23 protein-coding genes and 1 pseudogene are annotated in these 14,579 nt (G+C 41.1%); 18 read left to right on the plus strand and 6 right to left on the minus strand.

Features of this window, described 5'->3' with window-relative positions:
• Positions 1-2: 2 nt before the first annotated feature.
• Both nusA and rimP read right to left on the minus strand, forming a co-directional pair.
• On the minus strand, positions 3-1,250 hold the full coding sequence (nusA, locus tag FLA_RS26175; protein WP_076375899.1) for a transcription termination factor NusA: 1,248 nt from the start codon (positions 1,248-1,250) through the stop codon (positions 3-5).
• Between the two features lie 49 nt (positions 1,251-1,299).
• A complete protein-coding gene (gene rimP, locus FLA_RS26180; protein WP_076375901.1) occupies positions 1,300-1,770 on the minus strand; it encodes a ribosome assembly cofactor RimP in 471 nt (156 codons plus the stop codon).
• 203 nt (positions 1,771-1,973) lie between these two features.
• Here rimP and FLA_RS26185 point away from each other — a divergent pair, with 203 nt between their 5' ends.
• Positions 1,974-2,225, plus strand: coding sequence for a DUF4834 family protein (locus tag FLA_RS26185; RefSeq protein ID WP_159445059.1), 252 nt, complete (start codon positions 1,974-1,976; stop codon positions 2,223-2,225).
• A gap of 3 nt (positions 2,226-2,228) precedes the next feature.
• On the opposite strand, the gene FLA_RS26190 is transcribed toward FLA_RS26185, so the two are convergent.
• The 3 genes and pseudogenes from FLA_RS26190 to FLA_RS32100 all read right to left on the minus strand — a co-directional run.
• Positions 2,229-2,849, minus strand: a complete 621-nt coding sequence (locus FLA_RS26190) for an HAD family hydrolase (RefSeq protein WP_076375905.1) — start codon at positions 2,847-2,849, stop codon at positions 2,229-2,231.
• Positions 2,850-2,863: 14 nt separating this feature from the next.
• Positions 2,864-3,541 (minus strand): S24 family peptidase, encoded by a 678-nt coding sequence (locus FLA_RS26195; RefSeq protein ID WP_231940334.1) that lies wholly within the window; start codon positions 3,539-3,541, stop codon positions 2,864-2,866.
• 21 nt (positions 3,542-3,562) lie between these two features.
• Positions 3,563-3,700: pseudogene (locus FLA_RS32100) on the minus strand (helix-turn-helix domain-containing protein); the annotation flags it as partial.
• A gap of 236 nt (positions 3,701-3,936) precedes the next feature.
• On the opposite strand from FLA_RS32100, the gene FLA_RS26200 reads away from it, so the two are divergent.
• The 3 genes from FLA_RS26200 (at position 3,937) to FLA_RS26210 (ending at position 5,069) form a co-directional block, all read left to right on the plus strand.
• The gene (locus FLA_RS26200) at positions 3,937-4,329 is read left to right on the plus strand and encodes a helix-turn-helix domain-containing protein (RefSeq protein ID WP_084206028.1); all 393 of its coding nucleotides are present in this window, start codon (positions 3,937-3,939) and stop codon (positions 4,327-4,329) included.
• The gene (locus FLA_RS26205; RefSeq protein WP_144263960.1) at positions 4,322-4,639 is read left to right on the plus strand and encodes a hypothetical protein; all 318 of its coding nucleotides are present in this window, start codon (positions 4,322-4,324) and stop codon (positions 4,637-4,639) included. The genes FLA_RS26200 and FLA_RS26205 overlap by 8 nt, the downstream gene beginning before the upstream one ends.
• 97 nt (positions 4,640-4,736) lie before the next feature.
• Positions 4,737-5,069 (plus strand): hypothetical protein, encoded by a 333-nt coding sequence (locus tag FLA_RS26210; RefSeq protein WP_076375913.1) that lies wholly within the window; start codon positions 4,737-4,739, stop codon positions 5,067-5,069.
• Here the strand turns inward: FLA_RS26210 and FLA_RS26215 are convergent, their stop codons facing one another.
• Complete coding sequence (locus tag FLA_RS26215; protein ID WP_076375915.1) at positions 5,070-5,567, minus strand: hypothetical protein; 498 nt, start codon at positions 5,565-5,567, stop codon at positions 5,070-5,072.
• Positions 5,568-5,790: 223 nt separating this feature from the next.
• On the opposite strand from FLA_RS26215, the gene FLA_RS26220 reads away from it, so the two are divergent.
• The 14 genes from FLA_RS26220 (at position 5,791) to FLA_RS26285 (ending at position 14,577) form a co-directional block, all read left to right on the plus strand.
• A complete protein-coding gene (locus FLA_RS26220; RefSeq protein WP_076375917.1) occupies positions 5,791-6,105 on the plus strand; it encodes a hypothetical protein in 315 nt (104 codons plus the stop codon).
• Entirely contained in the window at positions 6,102-6,692 is a 591-nt protein-coding gene (locus tag FLA_RS26225; RefSeq protein WP_076375919.1) for a hypothetical protein, read from the plus strand. Before FLA_RS26220 ends, FLA_RS26225 begins: the two co-directional genes overlap by 4 nt.
• Positions 6,679-7,107: a hypothetical protein gene (locus tag FLA_RS26230; RefSeq protein ID WP_084206029.1), complete on the plus strand. Its 429-nt coding sequence runs from the start codon at positions 6,679-6,681 to the stop codon at positions 7,105-7,107. The genes FLA_RS26225 and FLA_RS26230 overlap by 14 nt, the downstream gene beginning before the upstream one ends.
• The gene (locus FLA_RS26235; RefSeq protein WP_144263961.1) at positions 7,005-7,559 is read left to right on the plus strand and encodes a hypothetical protein; all 555 of its coding nucleotides are present in this window, start codon (positions 7,005-7,007) and stop codon (positions 7,557-7,559) included. The genes FLA_RS26230 and FLA_RS26235 overlap by 103 nt, the downstream gene beginning before the upstream one ends.
• Positions 7,560-7,589: 30 nt before the next feature.
• Complete coding sequence (locus FLA_RS26240) at positions 7,590-8,729, plus strand: DUF2586 family protein (protein ID WP_076375921.1); 1,140 nt, start codon at positions 7,590-7,592, stop codon at positions 8,727-8,729.
• A 35-nt stretch (positions 8,730-8,764) separates the two neighbouring features.
• Complete coding sequence (locus tag FLA_RS26245; RefSeq protein WP_076375923.1) at positions 8,765-9,196, plus strand: hypothetical protein; 432 nt, start codon at positions 8,765-8,767, stop codon at positions 9,194-9,196.
• A gap of 36 nt (positions 9,197-9,232) precedes the next feature.
• The gene (locus FLA_RS26250; protein WP_076375925.1) at positions 9,233-9,652 is read left to right on the plus strand and encodes a hypothetical protein; all 420 of its coding nucleotides are present in this window, start codon (positions 9,233-9,235) and stop codon (positions 9,650-9,652) included.
• A gap of 220 nt (positions 9,653-9,872) precedes the next feature.
• Entirely contained in the window at positions 9,873-11,681 is a 1,809-nt protein-coding gene (locus tag FLA_RS26255) for a hypothetical protein (RefSeq protein ID WP_144263962.1), read from the plus strand.
• Between the two features lies 1 nt (position 11,682).
• Complete coding sequence (locus tag FLA_RS26260) at positions 11,683-12,297, plus strand: DUF6046 domain-containing protein (RefSeq protein WP_076375929.1); 615 nt, start codon at positions 11,683-11,685, stop codon at positions 12,295-12,297.
• 1 nt (position 12,298) lies between these two features.
• The gene (locus tag FLA_RS26265; protein WP_076375931.1) at positions 12,299-13,288 is read left to right on the plus strand and encodes a hypothetical protein; all 990 of its coding nucleotides are present in this window, start codon (positions 12,299-12,301) and stop codon (positions 13,286-13,288) included.
• A gap of 2 nt (positions 13,289-13,290) precedes the next feature.
• Entirely contained in the window at positions 13,291-13,770 is a 480-nt protein-coding gene (locus FLA_RS26270; protein ID WP_144263963.1) for a hypothetical protein, read from the plus strand.
• Positions 13,770-14,000 (plus strand): hypothetical protein, encoded by a 231-nt coding sequence (locus tag FLA_RS26275; RefSeq protein ID WP_076375935.1) that lies wholly within the window; start codon positions 13,770-13,772, stop codon positions 13,998-14,000. Before FLA_RS26270 ends, FLA_RS26275 begins: the two co-directional genes overlap by 1 nt.
• The gene (locus FLA_RS26280) at positions 14,000-14,290 is read left to right on the plus strand and encodes a hypothetical protein (protein WP_076375937.1); all 291 of its coding nucleotides are present in this window, start codon (positions 14,000-14,002) and stop codon (positions 14,288-14,290) included. The genes FLA_RS26275 and FLA_RS26280 overlap by 1 nt, the downstream gene beginning before the upstream one ends.
• Positions 14,287-14,577 carry a hypothetical protein gene (locus FLA_RS26285; RefSeq protein ID WP_076375939.1) on the plus strand — a complete coding sequence of 97 codons (291 nt, stop codon included), beginning with the start codon at positions 14,287-14,289 and terminating at the stop codon, positions 14,575-14,577. The genes FLA_RS26280 and FLA_RS26285 overlap by 4 nt, the downstream gene beginning before the upstream one ends.
• Positions 14,578-14,579: the final 2 nt, after the last annotated feature.

Genomic DNA, 14,579 nt, shown 5'->3' on the forward strand with positions numbered 1-14,579 from the left:
ACTTATTCTTTCTCAAACTCTTCCTTCAATATCCTTCTCACATCTATAATAGTTTCTTTTTCCAAATCAGTTCTGCGTTCCAGCTCTTCTACAGTTAAATTTAATACACTGCGGGCAGTATCGCAACCTACTTTTTTCAGCGCTTCAATAATCCATGGTTCAATTTCATCAGTAAATTCATCCATGTCAATATCAAACTCTTCTACCTCGCCTTCATTATCGCGATAAACATCCAGTTCATAACCTGTCAATTCACAGGCCAATTTAATGTTCACCCCTCTACGGCCAATGGCTAAGGAAACTTGATCGGCTTTCAAATACACTTCCGCATGTCTTTTATCATTGTCCAACTCCATGTAGCTGATCTTAGCCGGAGTTAAAGAACGTTGAATTAATAACTGCGTATTGGAGGTAAAGTTAATCACATCAATGTTCTCATTCTTCAATTCACGCACAATACCATGAATACGGCTACCTTTCATACCCACACAGGCGCCTACAGGATCAATACGGTCGTCAAAACTTTCTACAGCCACTTTAGCTCTTTCACCTGGTTCACGAACAATTTTGCGAATGGTAATTAAGCCATCAAAGATCTCCGGAACCTCAATTTCCAGCAATTTAGCCAGAAATTCCGGACTGGTACGACTAAGAATGATTACAGGCGTATTATTTTTCATGTCCACCCTGCGAACTACTGCGCGGATGTTCTCTCCTTTTTTGAAGTAATCCTGCGGAATTTGCTCGCTTTTAGGCAGAATCAGCTCACTTCCTTCTTCATCCAGTAACAGCACTTCTTTTTTCCAAACCTGGTAAACTTCTGCGCTGATAATGTCACCAATACGATCGCTATATTTTTTAACAAGAACGTTTTTCTTTAAATCGCTGATACGGCTGGCCAGTGTTTGTTTAGCGGCCAGAATAGCGCGCCTTCCAAAATCCAGCATATCCACTTCTTCATATAATTCTTCGCCCACTTCAAAGTCAGGCTCTAATTTCACAGCATCACTATAGGCAATTTCAGCCAGCGGATCCATAACCTCACCATCTTCTACAATCATCCTGCGGCGAATAATCTCAAGGTCACCTTTTTCGGCGTTTACAATAACATCAAAGTTATTATCATCTCCGAATTTTTTGCGAAGCAATGTTTTAAATACATCCTCCACCACTTTCATCATGGTTGGGCGGTCTATATTTTCAGCATCTTTAAAGTCCTGGAATGCTTCAATCAGGTTGATACTTGCCATATAATTTCAATTTTCGGTTACGCAATGCCTTTCAACACCACGTAGCTTTTTAGAATTTAATTTGAACAGTTGTTGTTTTAATATTGGTAAAAGGGATAACCAGCTGCTGTATAACGGCTTTTTTGCCTTTGCCAGTGGTCTCTTCTATAATAATATCACTATCAGCTACCTGTAACAGCTTTCCCTCCTTAATGGTACCGTCTGTAAAAACAACTTCTACAAACCTGTCAATATTGCGGGAATACTGTCTTTGTAACTTTAAAGGCTCATCCACACCAGGGCTGGAAACTTCCAAAGAAAAATCACCTTCCGGGTAATAAGCGGCTTCTTCCAGCAATTTGTACAATTGCCTGTTTACGCGTATACATTTCTCAATGGTAACACCATTATCACCATCAATAAATACTTTGATATTATTAGTAGGCTTAATTTTTACCTGCACCAGGAAAAATTCCGGTTCGTTTTCCAGAATCTGCTGAACCAGTGCTTCTATCTTTTGTATCTGCTCTTCCGTTGTCATACCTGTTATAAAAAAGAGAAGGGAACGTTTTCGTTCCCTTCCGTAGTTTCTTTGTTTCCGTGGGCAAAGGTACAATAAATAAGCACAGGAATCCAAACTTTTCTTCTTTTCTGCCTTATTCCCGGCCTTTTTTGGTTAAGTAAATGCAAAAAAAACAGGCATTTATTAAGCCCGAAAAAAGTTGGGCGTTACCTTTACCACTTATGATACGTTACATTTTTATAGCATTCGTCCTCTATCTATTATACAAACTGGTGTTTGATTTAATTGTACCCGTTTCCCGCGCCGCCTCGCAGGTAAAAAACCAGATGCGCCAGATGCAGGAAATGCAGCAACAACAATTTAAGCAGCAGCAAACCACTACCCAGCCGCAGCCTACCAGCCAACAGCGCCCTGTTGAAGAACAGCGCAAGCCTTCCAAAGATGACTATCTCGACTTTGAAGAGGTTAAATAAGGGTTACAGCAAACCAAGATCTAACACAGTAGCAGGAGCTTGCAGGTACACCGTTTGTAACCCCGCTTCCTGTGCACCTTGAATATTTTTGCTGGTATCATCTATAAAAAGTGTGTAAGCGGGATCCAGGTTTTCCGCTTTACACAACTCCAGAAAAGAAGCTGCATAAGGCTTACGCAAGCCCAGCGTATGCGAGTAATAAGCTTTGATAAAATAATCATCAAAGTTTTTGCCGTTGTGTTCAGCACTAAAAGTGGCGCAAAAAGCCTCGTGGTGTATCTGATTGGTATTGGAAAACAGGTAAATCCGGTACTTATTTTTCACTTTCTCCAGCCATTCCAGCCTCTCAGCAGGAAAATCCAGTAACATGGCATTCCAGGCATTTTTTATCTGCTCATCTGTAAATGCCTTGCCCGTCTGCAATCGAAACTCATCATAAAACCGGGCAGGCGTAACCTTTCCGGTTTCCAGATTTTCAAACAAATGATTCGAATGGCTTTGACTATATAAATCATCAAAATTGTCAATACCTAAATCAATAAAAGCCTGGCGGGTAGCTCCATAATCAATGTTCAAAAACACACCGCCTAAATCAAAAATAATATTCTGTACAGGTTGTTGCATAAGCTAAGATAAGGTTAGCCCAACAATTTCGTACCCAGCTTTTTTAATTCAGATTCCAGTAAGGTAAGCCTGGCCTCCGTATCAGAAACACGGGTATATAACTCTGCCGGTGCACGCATCTGGCGACTCATAAAAGCCACGCCATACCACATTTCCAGTACATCCTGCGGATCAATGATAATAGGTGGATACTCTTCCCGGTGTTTGTAGTTGTCCGATTTCAGAATGAGCCTGTTGTCTTTTAAAATACGGTTCAACACCCTTTTTACCACCACGCCATCATTTACCGTAACTACTACATAAATGCGATCATCTCTTATTGCACTGAGGTCATCCACAAACTGGGCTATCAATATGTCTTTATCATCAAACGTAGGATACATAGATACGCCCTCTACCTCAAACATCCGGTAAGTGCCATTGGCAAGCCCTGGTAAGCGGTAGGTAGGCAATGTGGAGATATATTCAGGATCTTCGTATCCATTCAGGTATCCGGCCCTTGCTTTTACAGGAACCATCATAACGTTTTCATTACCAGCACTATCTACCGTAATTACCTGCGGCATGCGGTAAAAGCTTTTCTCTTCCTCTATGGAAGCCCTTAAAGGTTTCACTCCCGCTTTCTTGGATTCAACAACCCCTAATTGCTTGTACAATAATTCATCAGCAGATACCTGAAAAAAGTCTGACATGCCTTTTAAAGTTAAAAAATCAGGACTGGAATAGCCAGTTTCATAATTCGCATATGTATTTTTCTTAATACCTAATATATCTGCAATTGATTGCTGTATAAGCCCTTTTTGCTCTCTTAACCATTTTAGGTTTTGCTTTAGATATAACATGTGTTCCATTGTGTGTAAATAAAGCCAATTTATTTGGACAATCTCATTTTCTTGTACTAAATTCGTATTCTATTGAAACCAGTGATAAAGATAAAGCTCCCACTCTCATAAATCCAAAAATCAAAGACAATTGTCTTAAATAATTGGACATGCATATCCTCCATGCATGTCCTCTCAGGAGCTGCCGCTAACCAATCGCATTCAATAGTATCAGATCTATTAAAAGAAATAAAGAACTGTACGTTATGACAAGCATCCGGACAAGTACACCCGACATGCCAACTGCCATACCTGGCTTTGACATGTGGCTAACAGAAAACAAAGGTGCCTACGCTCCTTCCCACGTAATGGCCCTGGTAAGCTCAGCATTGAAAGTAGAAATGCGTTATTTACGGGCTAAAGAGAAACCGCAGTGGATCACTGACGCAAGGCAGATATACTGCTTTTTTGCCCGTTACCTTACCCAGGCCAGCTATAATGAAATAGGAACTAAAATAGGGCGCCTGCACTCTAGTGTAATCACTGCTGAAAGGAATATTCAAAACAAGCTCTCTGTAAAAGACGAGCGCATTGTTGACAAGGTGGCCACCGTTTATCAATACATGTTAAAAGAGCATAAGTATGGGCAATATGTATAAACTTACTCTAAGTGTCAGTGAAATGCTGGCATTAAGTGAAGCATTAGATGAAACAGCAGCATATATGCAGGAACAAAGAAATAATAACCTGTTATCTAAAGAAGATTTATTGTTACTGGCAGTGTTAGAAGAAATGAATATGCACTTCGCATTAAAAGCTTACAGAAGACAAAACAAATACCAGCTTTCCTTAAAACCCTGCTGGGCTGTTGCATTGGATTTGCAGTTTAATGGCTTTACAGACAAAAGCAGTTATCAGGGTAACCTGGTGCAAGGCATCTGTAACAAACTTCAATTGCAGCCAGCATAACAGCTACCAGGTTGCTAACCTATACCTGTTCATGCCGTCATCTGTATGAACAGGTATCTCTTTTCGCCATCATTAACCATTGCTTAAAAAATAAACTATGCAAACACGTCACCGCGGCATTTCAGTACTTCATTCTCTTTTAGCAGAAGAATCAGAACCATCAGCAACCGGTACATCAGAACGAAAAGGACGTAACCCTGCGCTCATTCAAACAAGGAACACTAACCTGTTGTATCGCTTCTACTATAAAAGCAAAGTAGAACGCAAGCTGTATCCCGATTCGGTATCAGAACTAGTGAAAGAATTTCACCTGAGCGCTGTTATGATTCAAAAAATTATTCAGGCTAAAACTGATGAATTGATGCTTATTAAAAAAGAACAACCATCAGTTAAAAGCCTGAAAGAAAAGTATCCGCATATGGTCTGGTAATTATACCAGCTCCAGTGCAGGAGATTGTTTCAAGTACACTATAGCAGCACTACTATCTTCAAAAGAAGTACTAAAAGTAAGCTTCCGCACTTTCAACCCATCCCCTCTCACTTCCCCCGCATCACTAACGCGGTTCAAAGGCTGGCAAATTCCATCTTCTGGTTGCCAGCCTTTTATGGCTGTATACAACCTGTTCTCCAGTTCATAACAAGCCAGCGTTGCTTCCGTCATGCGCGCAGCATTAGCATCTGCAACACCATTCACATCTACTACCAGTTTAAGCTGAATAGTAATATCTCCATTCTCTGCTAATGCACTCTCCTGCGTAAATGTCCCACCAGGCAAGTCAATTAACACACAGGGAAACAACACCCCGCTGGTAGCGATATTATCCAGCTGCCCCATCTCCTGTTGAATATAATTTACCTCAGGAAGCTTCTCTTCAATACGGCTTTGTAACGCCATTAATAATGATCCATAAAAATTAGTAATTGCCATAAAAATATAATGCAGTTTTTTAGTGTTGCTGCTTCACAAATGTCCATCTATTATCACCTTGCCCACAATACAAAAACCATCATGGAGCACACCCTTTATTACCATGGAACACATCTTTAACCACCATGAAATGCACGTTTGGAAAGGCTTTCAGAATAATGCAATTTTACAGTGTTGCCGGTTATTAAAGACAACAGCAGCTAATCTAAAACAAAAAGACACCATGAATATTACCATCTGGGTATCGCTTCTTACCGCAATACTCACCTCCTTACTGGCCCGTGTTTTATATCGAAACAAACTAAAAGCAGAAACCCAAAAACTGGAAGCTGACACTGAAAAAATAAGGCTGGAAAACATAGAAAAAACTGTAAATCTTTGGCGTTCTTTCTCTGCCGATCTGGAAAAGCAAATAAAACAACTAACAGAACGCTGTGTGCTGCTCAGCACTGAAATAGAACGTCTACGTTCTGAAAACACCACCTTGGAAACACAGGTAATTAAATTAAGAGCAGCTATAGAAAAAAAAGTAGTATGAAAATAAAAGCAATGATAGCACTGGCAGTGCTGCCCGCATTCTCATGCCACACTTCCAGAAATGTATCAAAAAACAATATACGTACCGATAGTGCAGGCCTTAGCAAAAGTGAACAAATCAGTAAATCAATAACGTCTTTATTAAGCGAGGCACATTCGGTCACCAAAAGTCAGGGCATCGTATACACACAGCCAGACAGCATTAAAACCAACTTTCTTTTCAATCCTGCCGACACCAGCGATGTAGAAACCGAGATAGAAACGGGCACCTTACATGTAAAAGCAAAGTTCAACCCTAAAACCGGCAAAGGCACGCTGGCTGCAGTGAAGAAGACAGAACAGGTAACTGTTGATATATACAAAGAGGAAAGCAGGAAGATCACTTCTTCCGGAACAGACAGCAATAGCAGAAAGCTAATGGATAGCACCCATGTAACCCGTAAAGAAAGCAGCAAAATCTCAGTGAGTAAAACTAACCCATTTGCATTCATTGGACTTCTGCTACTGCTTGCCTGCCTTTACCTGCTTTATCGCTGGCTAAAGAAAGAATGCCTACTATATAAAAACAAAACGAATGAAGAAAATTAAACGACTGTTACTCCTGCACGATTGGATGTGGAGTGTGGCTATCGCCTTTGTATGCTACTGGCTGTTGAATCTTGGCCCGGCATCTATTAATGGAGTAGCTATGGAATATTATGCCATCAACTGGATGCAGGCACTGCTGGCCACTGCAGGCATTATGGCAGGCTTGTTTGCCGTAGCCAGACTGGGTTTGTGGTTTAATCTGCAGAAGATACACCACTATGTGTGGGGCAAAAGATACAAAGTACCCGGATCGTGGGAGGGCGCAAAGGAGTACCGGCTGTTTTCTTTTGAAGATTTTAAAACCTTACAACCATGGCAAAAATTATTACTGGCTTCTGTATGGGTGGCCTTCTTATTCTCAGCAGCCTTAGTGGTTTTTCTCAAACTACTGTCAGCAGCAAGCGTAGCACCATAACCGCTATCTATAGCAGCCAGATAGGTGTTCGCGAAAAAACAGGCCATAACGATGGGCTACAGGTAGAACGGTATTTACAGGCAGTGGGGCTGGATAAAGGATATGCCTGGTGCGCCGCATTTGTAAAGTGGAGCCTGCTAAAAGGAGGTGAAACCAATGCGAAAACAATAAACGGGATGGCAGCAAGTTGCCAGAGAAAAGAGTCGCTCGTGTTTTATCAATCCAAATGGCTTACCACACCACTGCCTGCCGATGTATTCTGCCTTTACTACAAAAGCCTTGGCCGCATTGGACATACCGGCTTTTTCGATGGCTGGGCCAATAAAGCCATGGGCACTTATCATTCGGTAGAAGGAAATACCAATGATGGTGGCAGCAGAAACGGCGATGGTGTATACAGGCGCGTCCGGCAAATCAATGCCACACACTCAATCAGTCGTTGGGTATTATAAAAACAAAATCAATCATTAAACAAAAAACACATGTCTTATCCTAAAGTAGTGGTTACCTATTCCAATGGTAATCTGCTCAGTGATGTTTCCGCAGTAGATGGAATAGCGGGTTTAGCTGGAACCGTAAATACGGTAGCACTGCAAGGTGCTCCGGTAGAAGTATATAACCTGGCAGATGCCGAAAGCAAGGGCTTCACCGAAGCAGCTGAACCAGTAATGTACAGACACTTACAGGAATTTTACGGTGAAGTAGGCGGTAACCAGGAATTACACGTAATGGGCGTAGCAGCTACACAAACAATGGCCAGCATCCTGGACGACACCAATGCAGCCGGTGCTAAAAAATTAATTGCTGCTGCTGATGGCAAAATTCGTCTGCTAGGCGTTTTCCGTACACCACCCTCTGGCTACAATGCTGGTGAAAAATTCTTAGATGCGGATGTAGAAGCTGCTGTAACCAAAGCCAAAACCTTTGCACAGGCACGATTAAGCGAGTTAAGCCCACTGCGTGTGTTAGTAGAAGGCCGCGTAGCCAAAGAAGACAGCGCGGATGTATTCACACCCGATACCGCCAGCAATGGTTTTGCCGGTGTAGTATTAGGAGGTAGCCAGTCAAACGGTTCAGCCTCTGTAGGCCTGGCACTGGGTCGTGCAGTGAAGTATCCTGCACATATTAAAATTGGCAAAGTCGCCAATGGCCCATTAAGCATTACTACTGCTTATGTTGGCTCTAAACCTATTAAAGAGGTGGTAAACCTGGAAAACCTGCACGGTAAAGGCTTTATCAGCTTTATGAAGCATCCGCAAAAAGCAGGTATTTATTTCGGTATCGACCGTATGGCAAGCAACGACGATTATCGCTTACTGGCTTATGGCCGTATCTTGGATAAAGCTGCTGTTGTAGCCGCTGCTACTTATGTTGAGCAAATAGAAAGCGAGATAAATGTAACTACAGAAGGGAAAGTTTCTGACGCAGATATTACCTACCTGTCTGGATTAATTGAGCAGCAGATTAATTCAAATATGGGAGAGCAGATCAGTAAGGTACAGGTTGTTATCAGTCCTGCGCAGGACATCGTAAACACCAGTAAAATTTTTATTAAACTACGCATTATACCTAAAGGCTATACCAGCTTCATTGAAATAGACCTTGGTTTAACTACTGCATAAACAAACCAAAAAGCGAAAACATTTAAACATTAACAATGGGAGCATTTTCAACCAGTGAGTGTGCCTGGTCTCAAACCAGCATTACAATTTTAAAAAGAACCTTAGTTGGCATTACAGGCTTTGAATTTAAAGCAGCAATTGAAAAAGAATATCTACGTGGTGCAGGCAGCAAGCCAATCGACATTCAAATGGGCGACGAGTCATACACAGGCAATATTAAGCTGTTAAAGTACGAGGTAGATATGCTGAATGATGCCGCACAGTTTGCCGGCTACGAGAGCATTTTGCACGTGCCACATACACTTATTTTAATTACCTGCGTATACAAAAAAACAGAAAGCGATACCGCCAAAACAATCACTGTGCCACAGGTAGCATTTACAGAAATGCCATTTGCCATGGAAAAGAATGCAAAAATGACTGAAGTAACACTTCCATTTATTTCCATGAACATGATTTACAAATAGCCATTCCAAATCTCTAAAAAAATCAATAAAGCAATAATGATACGAACAGACAACTATAAAGGAGCTTCTTTGAAAGATATTAAAGAACGCGAACGCAAAGAAAAAGACAGTTCCTTGCGAGAGCAATGTAGCCAGATTGCTAACGAACGTTATGGCGAAGACACTGTAAAAAAGTGGAGTAATACCTACAAAGGCTTGTTTTTTCTCCCTGTATTGAATGAAGAAGAAAAAATAGATAAACTAGCTGTATTAAAGCCTATAGACAGGCATATTTTATCATTTGCCAGCACCAAAATAAGTGATGAGGGTTTATACCTATTCCTGGAAGCATGTATGCGCGAATGCTGGATTGATGGAGATAAAGAGATACTGGATGACGATGAGTATTTCATACCTGCAGCAAACAGCCTCAACAAACTAATTGAAGGCAAAAAGGCGATACTGCTAAAAAGATAAGCGATGCATCGGTAAAGGCCGAACAGGACTTGTTCGGCTTTTTAGAAACTCTTGTTGAGTATTACACAGGGCAGGATGCATCGCGCTTAACAGACGACGCCCTCGTGCTGAAAGTAGCACACATAAAAACAATAAGAAAGATGGAAGCAGATAACAGTCTTAATAATTCACTTGAAACTTTTTTGAAATGAGCAGCAGTGTAATTCAACTGTACGTTACAATGAGAGACCTGGCAAGCAGCGGCCTGGCGACACTTGCTCAGAATGCTAAAAAGTCCTTTGACCAAATCCAAAATTACTTAGTTAAGGTTAATAAAAAGATAGAAGCCGTAATTGATAATGTTGAGAAGTTGACAAAGCGCCTACCCGATGTTGAGGAAGGAATAAGACGGGCGTTTGGAGGAAACAACCTTTCAAGAACCAGCAACCAGCTAAACCAGATTCAACAATCTGCACAAAGGGCAGCACAGGCAATAGCAGCTATACCAGCTCCCCCGGCGGCTGAAAAAAAGGAAAAGTCAGAAGGCGCGAAAGCACTTGAAGACCTGACATCTAAAACGGTTTCCAAGTTTTATGACATAGGAAAAGAATCTATTGTAAAAGCAATGGATTTTGATTCCGCCAAGCAAGGAGTACTATCTATGACAAAAGACGCTGACAAAGGAGGAATATTAAGTCAGGGCTTACAGACGATGTCAGAAAATCCAATGATGGGCTCCGAAGTCTACTCAAATGCAAAAGCCATGCTTGATTATGGAGTATCAGTAGATAAAATACTGCCTGCACTAAAAGTATTTGGCGATATAAGCGGTGGGAATAAAGAACAATTAAAGGGACTTTCAGAAGCATTCGCAGAAGTGCAGGAAAGCGGAAGGCTTACCGAATCGAGCATGAAGAAATTTAAAGATGCCGGATTTAATCCTATTAAAGAGATAAGCAAAAGTAAAAACATGCTACCGGAAGATGTAATGAAACATCTGAAGGATGGAACTATTGGTTCAGATATGGTAAGCCAGGCCTTGCAAAGATCCACTAATAAAGGCGGGGATTACTTTCTGGGACTTTCAGAGGCAGCTGAAACGCCACAAGGGAAACTATTGGCATTGCAAAACCGCTTTGAAATGCTACAAATTAAAGCGGGAGAAGCACTAATGCCCATAATAGATATTCTAACCAGACTCGGCAACTTTTTGATGGATCATAAAGAAATAGTTCTTGGTCTAGTCGGGGTTTGGGCAACATACGCTGTCGTAACTCAGGCAGCAACGATAGCAGAACAAGCATTTAACATGGTTACAGCAATGAATCCTATTGTATTTGTTATTGCTGCAATAATAGGAGCCATTATAGCTATTCGCCTACTTATGGACAAATACCAGGGATGGAGTGATGCGATGAAAGCGCTTTGGCAAATTATAAAGGCAGTGGGTGGGCTGATCATCTTATTTTTTAAAGAGTTATATGAGTCAGTTGCCTATTCTATCCAGTTGGCGAAATTAAAAGTAGAAAGCTGGATTCAATGGCTTAAGCAGGTGGGAGAAAATATTAAAAAGGCCTGGGAATTCATTAAACAGGGTGAGTTTGACAAGGCATCTACGGTATTACGTGCAGAAATAAAAACAAAGGCATCTGCTGAAATTGAGACATTAAAAAACAAGAAAAAAGAAGAAGATCTTAAAAATTTAGGCAAACACACTCTTCTCGTCAATAACCTGGCTGAGGGTATAACAAAGCTCCCTAAAAATCGGGAAGCATTATTTAAACCAAAGTCAGCAACTCTGCCAGCCGAACAACCTAAAGTAGGCGGACTATCCACTACGGGTAAAACGGTCGATTTCAAAAATACCAAAGAAGGCATAGGACAGGATGTTACCAGTGGAGGCCCTAGGGTTATTAATATTAACGGAGTAAAATTCACTGATAAGATAGAGATACATGTGGCAGCATTAAACGAAGGCTTGAATCAGCTGGAAGACCGTATGGCACAACTATATCTGCGCATTCTTAACAGTGGGGCTAAAATGCAATAGTATGAGTTCATTAATATACGACTTAGAAAAACTGTATAAGCAAACCTTTGGCACCAAACCTGAAATTGTAAAAAGATGGACGCCAGACATAACTAATGAAAGCCAGTTGTGGCTAAATGAAATGAATCAAAAACCCGCACGGGATGCTTCAGGTGCAGAACTAAGGCTGCAATATGAAGGTGTTGAAATTTGGCTTCCTACCAAATTTTGGAGCTTGCCATCAGATATGGGTGATAAGGGCACCTTATTACTGCCATACACAGTGGTAAAAATTAAATGCAAAAAAACAATTGTTAAAACACCACTTGCTGAACGCCGAGGTACAATTAAAGAACAATACAGTACGGAAGACTACGCCATCAGCCTTAAAGGATTTGTTATTGACAAAAAACGCGTATGGCCTTATAACGAACTCACCGAGTTAAAAAGATTGTTTGAGCTTAACAGGGCCGTAAACATGAGTAATGCCCTGACCAATATTTTTATTGGCGACAATGACAGAGTTGTTATTGAAAGCTTTGAACTACCTGAAGTGCAGGGAGGCAGAAATCACGTTCGGCCTTTTACAATGGAACTTGAAAGCGACACAGTATTCACGTTGGAAACAAGCAATTGATATGTTTTTAATGACAAACAGCATCACTATAGGAGGTTTCAAACCTTTTAAGTGCACCTCTGCCACCTGGAGCAGAAGCATGGACAACTATGCCGATAGCGCCAAAATAAAATTACCGGCATTGTGCCGCCTGGTAAAAACAGGCGATCAATACGAGATTCCGGAAATGAGTACCAACCAGGTACTTAAAAGTGGAATGCCGGTAACTATTTCCTGTGGCTATAATGGACTTGATAAAGTCCGCTTTAAAGGATTTATTAAACAAATAAATTTCTCCGTTCCGCTTGAAATAGAATGTGAGGGTTACAGTTTTTTATTACAGATGGATAAAAAAATAATGAAACACAACTATGTAAAAACAACTGTAAAAAAAATCCTCCAGGACCTTGTAGCAGATACTTCTATTAAACTAAGCCCACTTGTACCGGACATACCTGTAAGCAAAGCTGAATTAGCTAATAAATCCGGAGTACAGGTGTTGGAATGGCTTAAAACGAATATGCTTCTTACTGTTTATTTCAATTTTGATGAGCTGTATGTTGGATTACGTTATGTTGATATGAAGCGATCCACAACAGTTAAGCATAAGCTTGGCTGGAACGTAATAAAAGATAATCAACTGACATTTAACTCCGACAAAACAGACACGCAAGTAAACATCAGCCTGAAAGCCCGCCAACCTGATGGTGTAAAAAAAGAATGGACAGACACCGGCACAGGTAATAAAAAAGTACTGACCATACAAGGCATAGACCTAGACTCCTCTTTTTTACAAAAATTGAGAGACGACAGGCAATTGCAGGAAAACCAAAAGGGATATGGAGGTAAAATAACCGGGTTCCTGGAACCGGCGTGTGATCTGAATACTGTATCTGCCATAAGCGACCCCCGTTACATAGAGCGGGCCGGCAATTATGTTATAGAAAGCATTGAAGGATCATTTGACGCTTCAGGCGGCAGACAACATATTGGTATAGGAATAAAAATTTAGTCATGCGCATACATGAAGAAATAAGATCCTCTCTACTTGCATTGTCAGCAAAAGTTGGCCCACAGCCAACTATGCTGGCAACTGTAAAAGAGATTGATGAAAGCGACTTCACCTGTACACTGGAAGACGAGGATGGCCTGAAGATAACGCAGGTAAGACTTCGTCCTGTAATTGACAGTAAAGAAGCCATCACCATTTTCCCCAAAATAGGCACCTGGGCATTGGCTGTTCGTATCGAAAGCGATAACGAATGGATGTTGATTGCATCAGGAGAAGCTGACAAATGGCGGATAAAAACAGGAGCTGGTGTGATGGAGCAGAGCACAAAAGGCCTGCTTATTCAACACGACTCAGATACCTTGTTACAGGTAATAGAACTACTAGTGCAAGCCTGTATGAAGATAGTGGTACTACAGGGTCAAAATCCTGATTACCCTAAGCTACAAGAAGCATTAAGCAAAGCAAAAAAAATTTTACAATAATGCCACTAAATGCCACCCTTTTAGGACAACAGCTTTACAATAAGGCCAGTGAGTTTAATAATGTAAATATTGACGATATAGAGCAGGCCAGAAAAGACTTCTGGAATGGAATTGCATCCGAAGTCGTAGCACACATACAGGCCAATGCAGCATTAAATGTTCCAGGGTTAGGTCTCATAGCAGGCCCCTATCCCGTTACGGGCAATTCAATCACCGGAAAAATACAATAATGACAGACCTTTTATTAAATGACACCAATGACCTTCTTATCAATGAAAATACCGGCGACTGGATAATTGGCAATAGCGATACGCAGCATCAACGCCTATTATTAGTCTGCACCAAGGGCAGCTTTAAAGAAAATCCTACCTGTGGGGTTGGTGTGGCCAGCTACCTGGAAGATGAAAACCCTACAGCCTTATTAAGGGAAGTCAGACTTCAATTTAGCTCAGACGGAATGAAGGTTTCTGAAGTGGCTATTGAGAACAATCAATTAAAAGTAAATGCAACCTATCCATGAGAGTTGAAGTATTAGCGGGGCAAACACTAGCCGATTTAGCTATCCAGGTAAACGGAGACGTTGCCCGCATTATAGACATAGCGTTACTCAATCATCTAAGCATTACAGATGATTTACAGGAAGACCAGTTTATAGAGGTGCCTGACATTGACAGTGCCAAAGCAAGTATTGCCAGCGTGTTCGAAAACAAATCTATTCGTCCGGCAAGCGCTATTGAGGCGGTTCAGGAAGATATCCTGGAGGGGATCAGCTATTGGACTATTGGTTTAGATTTTAAAGTAAATTAAAT

This window comes from Filimonas lacunae (genome assembly GCF_002355595.1).
GTDB lineage: Bacteria > Bacteroidota > Bacteroidia > Chitinophagales > Chitinophagaceae > Filimonas > Filimonas lacunae.

Coding starts and splice junctions, on each gene's coding strand:
- nusA (WP_076375899.1), bottom strand. CDS start 1,250: ATGGCAAGTATCAACCTGATTGAAGCATTCCAGGACTTTAAAGATGCT.
- rimP (WP_076375901.1), bottom strand. CDS start 1,770: ATGACAACGGAAGAGCAGATACAAAAGATAGAAGCACTGGTTCAGCAG.
- FLA_RS26185 (WP_159445059.1), top strand. CDS start 1,974: ATGATACGTTACATTTTTATAGCATTCGTCCTCTATCTATTATACAAA.
- FLA_RS26190 (WP_076375905.1), bottom strand. CDS start 2,849: ATGCAACAACCTGTACAGAATATTATTTTTGATTTAGGCGGTGTGTTT.
- FLA_RS26195 (WP_231940334.1), bottom strand. CDS start 3,541: ATGTCAGACTTTTTTCAGGTATCTGCTGATGAATTATTGTACAAGCAA.
- FLA_RS26200 (WP_084206028.1), top strand. CDS start 3,937: ATGACAAGCATCCGGACAAGTACACCCGACATGCCAACTGCCATACCT.
- FLA_RS26205 (WP_144263960.1), top strand. CDS start 4,322: ATGTATAAACTTACTCTAAGTGTCAGTGAAATGCTGGCATTAAGTGAA.
- FLA_RS26210 (WP_076375913.1), top strand. CDS start 4,737: ATGCAAACACGTCACCGCGGCATTTCAGTACTTCATTCTCTTTTAGCA.
- FLA_RS26215 (WP_076375915.1), bottom strand. CDS start 5,567: ATGGCAATTACTAATTTTTATGGATCATTATTAATGGCGTTACAAAGC.
- FLA_RS26220 (WP_076375917.1), top strand. CDS start 5,791: ATGAATATTACCATCTGGGTATCGCTTCTTACCGCAATACTCACCTCC.
- FLA_RS26225 (WP_076375919.1), top strand. CDS start 6,102: ATGAAAATAAAAGCAATGATAGCACTGGCAGTGCTGCCCGCATTCTCA.
- FLA_RS26230 (WP_084206029.1), top strand. CDS start 6,679: ATGAAGAAAATTAAACGACTGTTACTCCTGCACGATTGGATGTGGAGT.
- FLA_RS26235 (WP_144263961.1), top strand. CDS start 7,005: ATGGCAAAAATTATTACTGGCTTCTGTATGGGTGGCCTTCTTATTCTC.
- FLA_RS26240 (WP_076375921.1), top strand. CDS start 7,590: ATGTCTTATCCTAAAGTAGTGGTTACCTATTCCAATGGTAATCTGCTC.
- FLA_RS26245 (WP_076375923.1), top strand. CDS start 8,765: ATGGGAGCATTTTCAACCAGTGAGTGTGCCTGGTCTCAAACCAGCATT.
- FLA_RS26250 (WP_076375925.1), top strand. CDS start 9,233: ATGATACGAACAGACAACTATAAAGGAGCTTCTTTGAAAGATATTAAA.
- FLA_RS26255 (WP_144263962.1), top strand. CDS start 9,873: ATGAGAGACCTGGCAAGCAGCGGCCTGGCGACACTTGCTCAGAATGCT.
- FLA_RS26260 (WP_076375929.1), top strand. CDS start 11,683: ATGAGTTCATTAATATACGACTTAGAAAAACTGTATAAGCAAACCTTT.
- FLA_RS26265 (WP_076375931.1), top strand. CDS start 12,299: ATGTTTTTAATGACAAACAGCATCACTATAGGAGGTTTCAAACCTTTT.
- FLA_RS26270 (WP_144263963.1), top strand. CDS start 13,291: ATGCGCATACATGAAGAAATAAGATCCTCTCTACTTGCATTGTCAGCA.
- FLA_RS26275 (WP_076375935.1), top strand. CDS start 13,770: ATGCCACTAAATGCCACCCTTTTAGGACAACAGCTTTACAATAAGGCC.
- FLA_RS26280 (WP_076375937.1), top strand. CDS start 14,000: ATGACAGACCTTTTATTAAATGACACCAATGACCTTCTTATCAATGAA.
- FLA_RS26285 (WP_076375939.1), top strand. CDS start 14,287: ATGAGAGTTGAAGTATTAGCGGGGCAAACACTAGCCGATTTAGCTATC.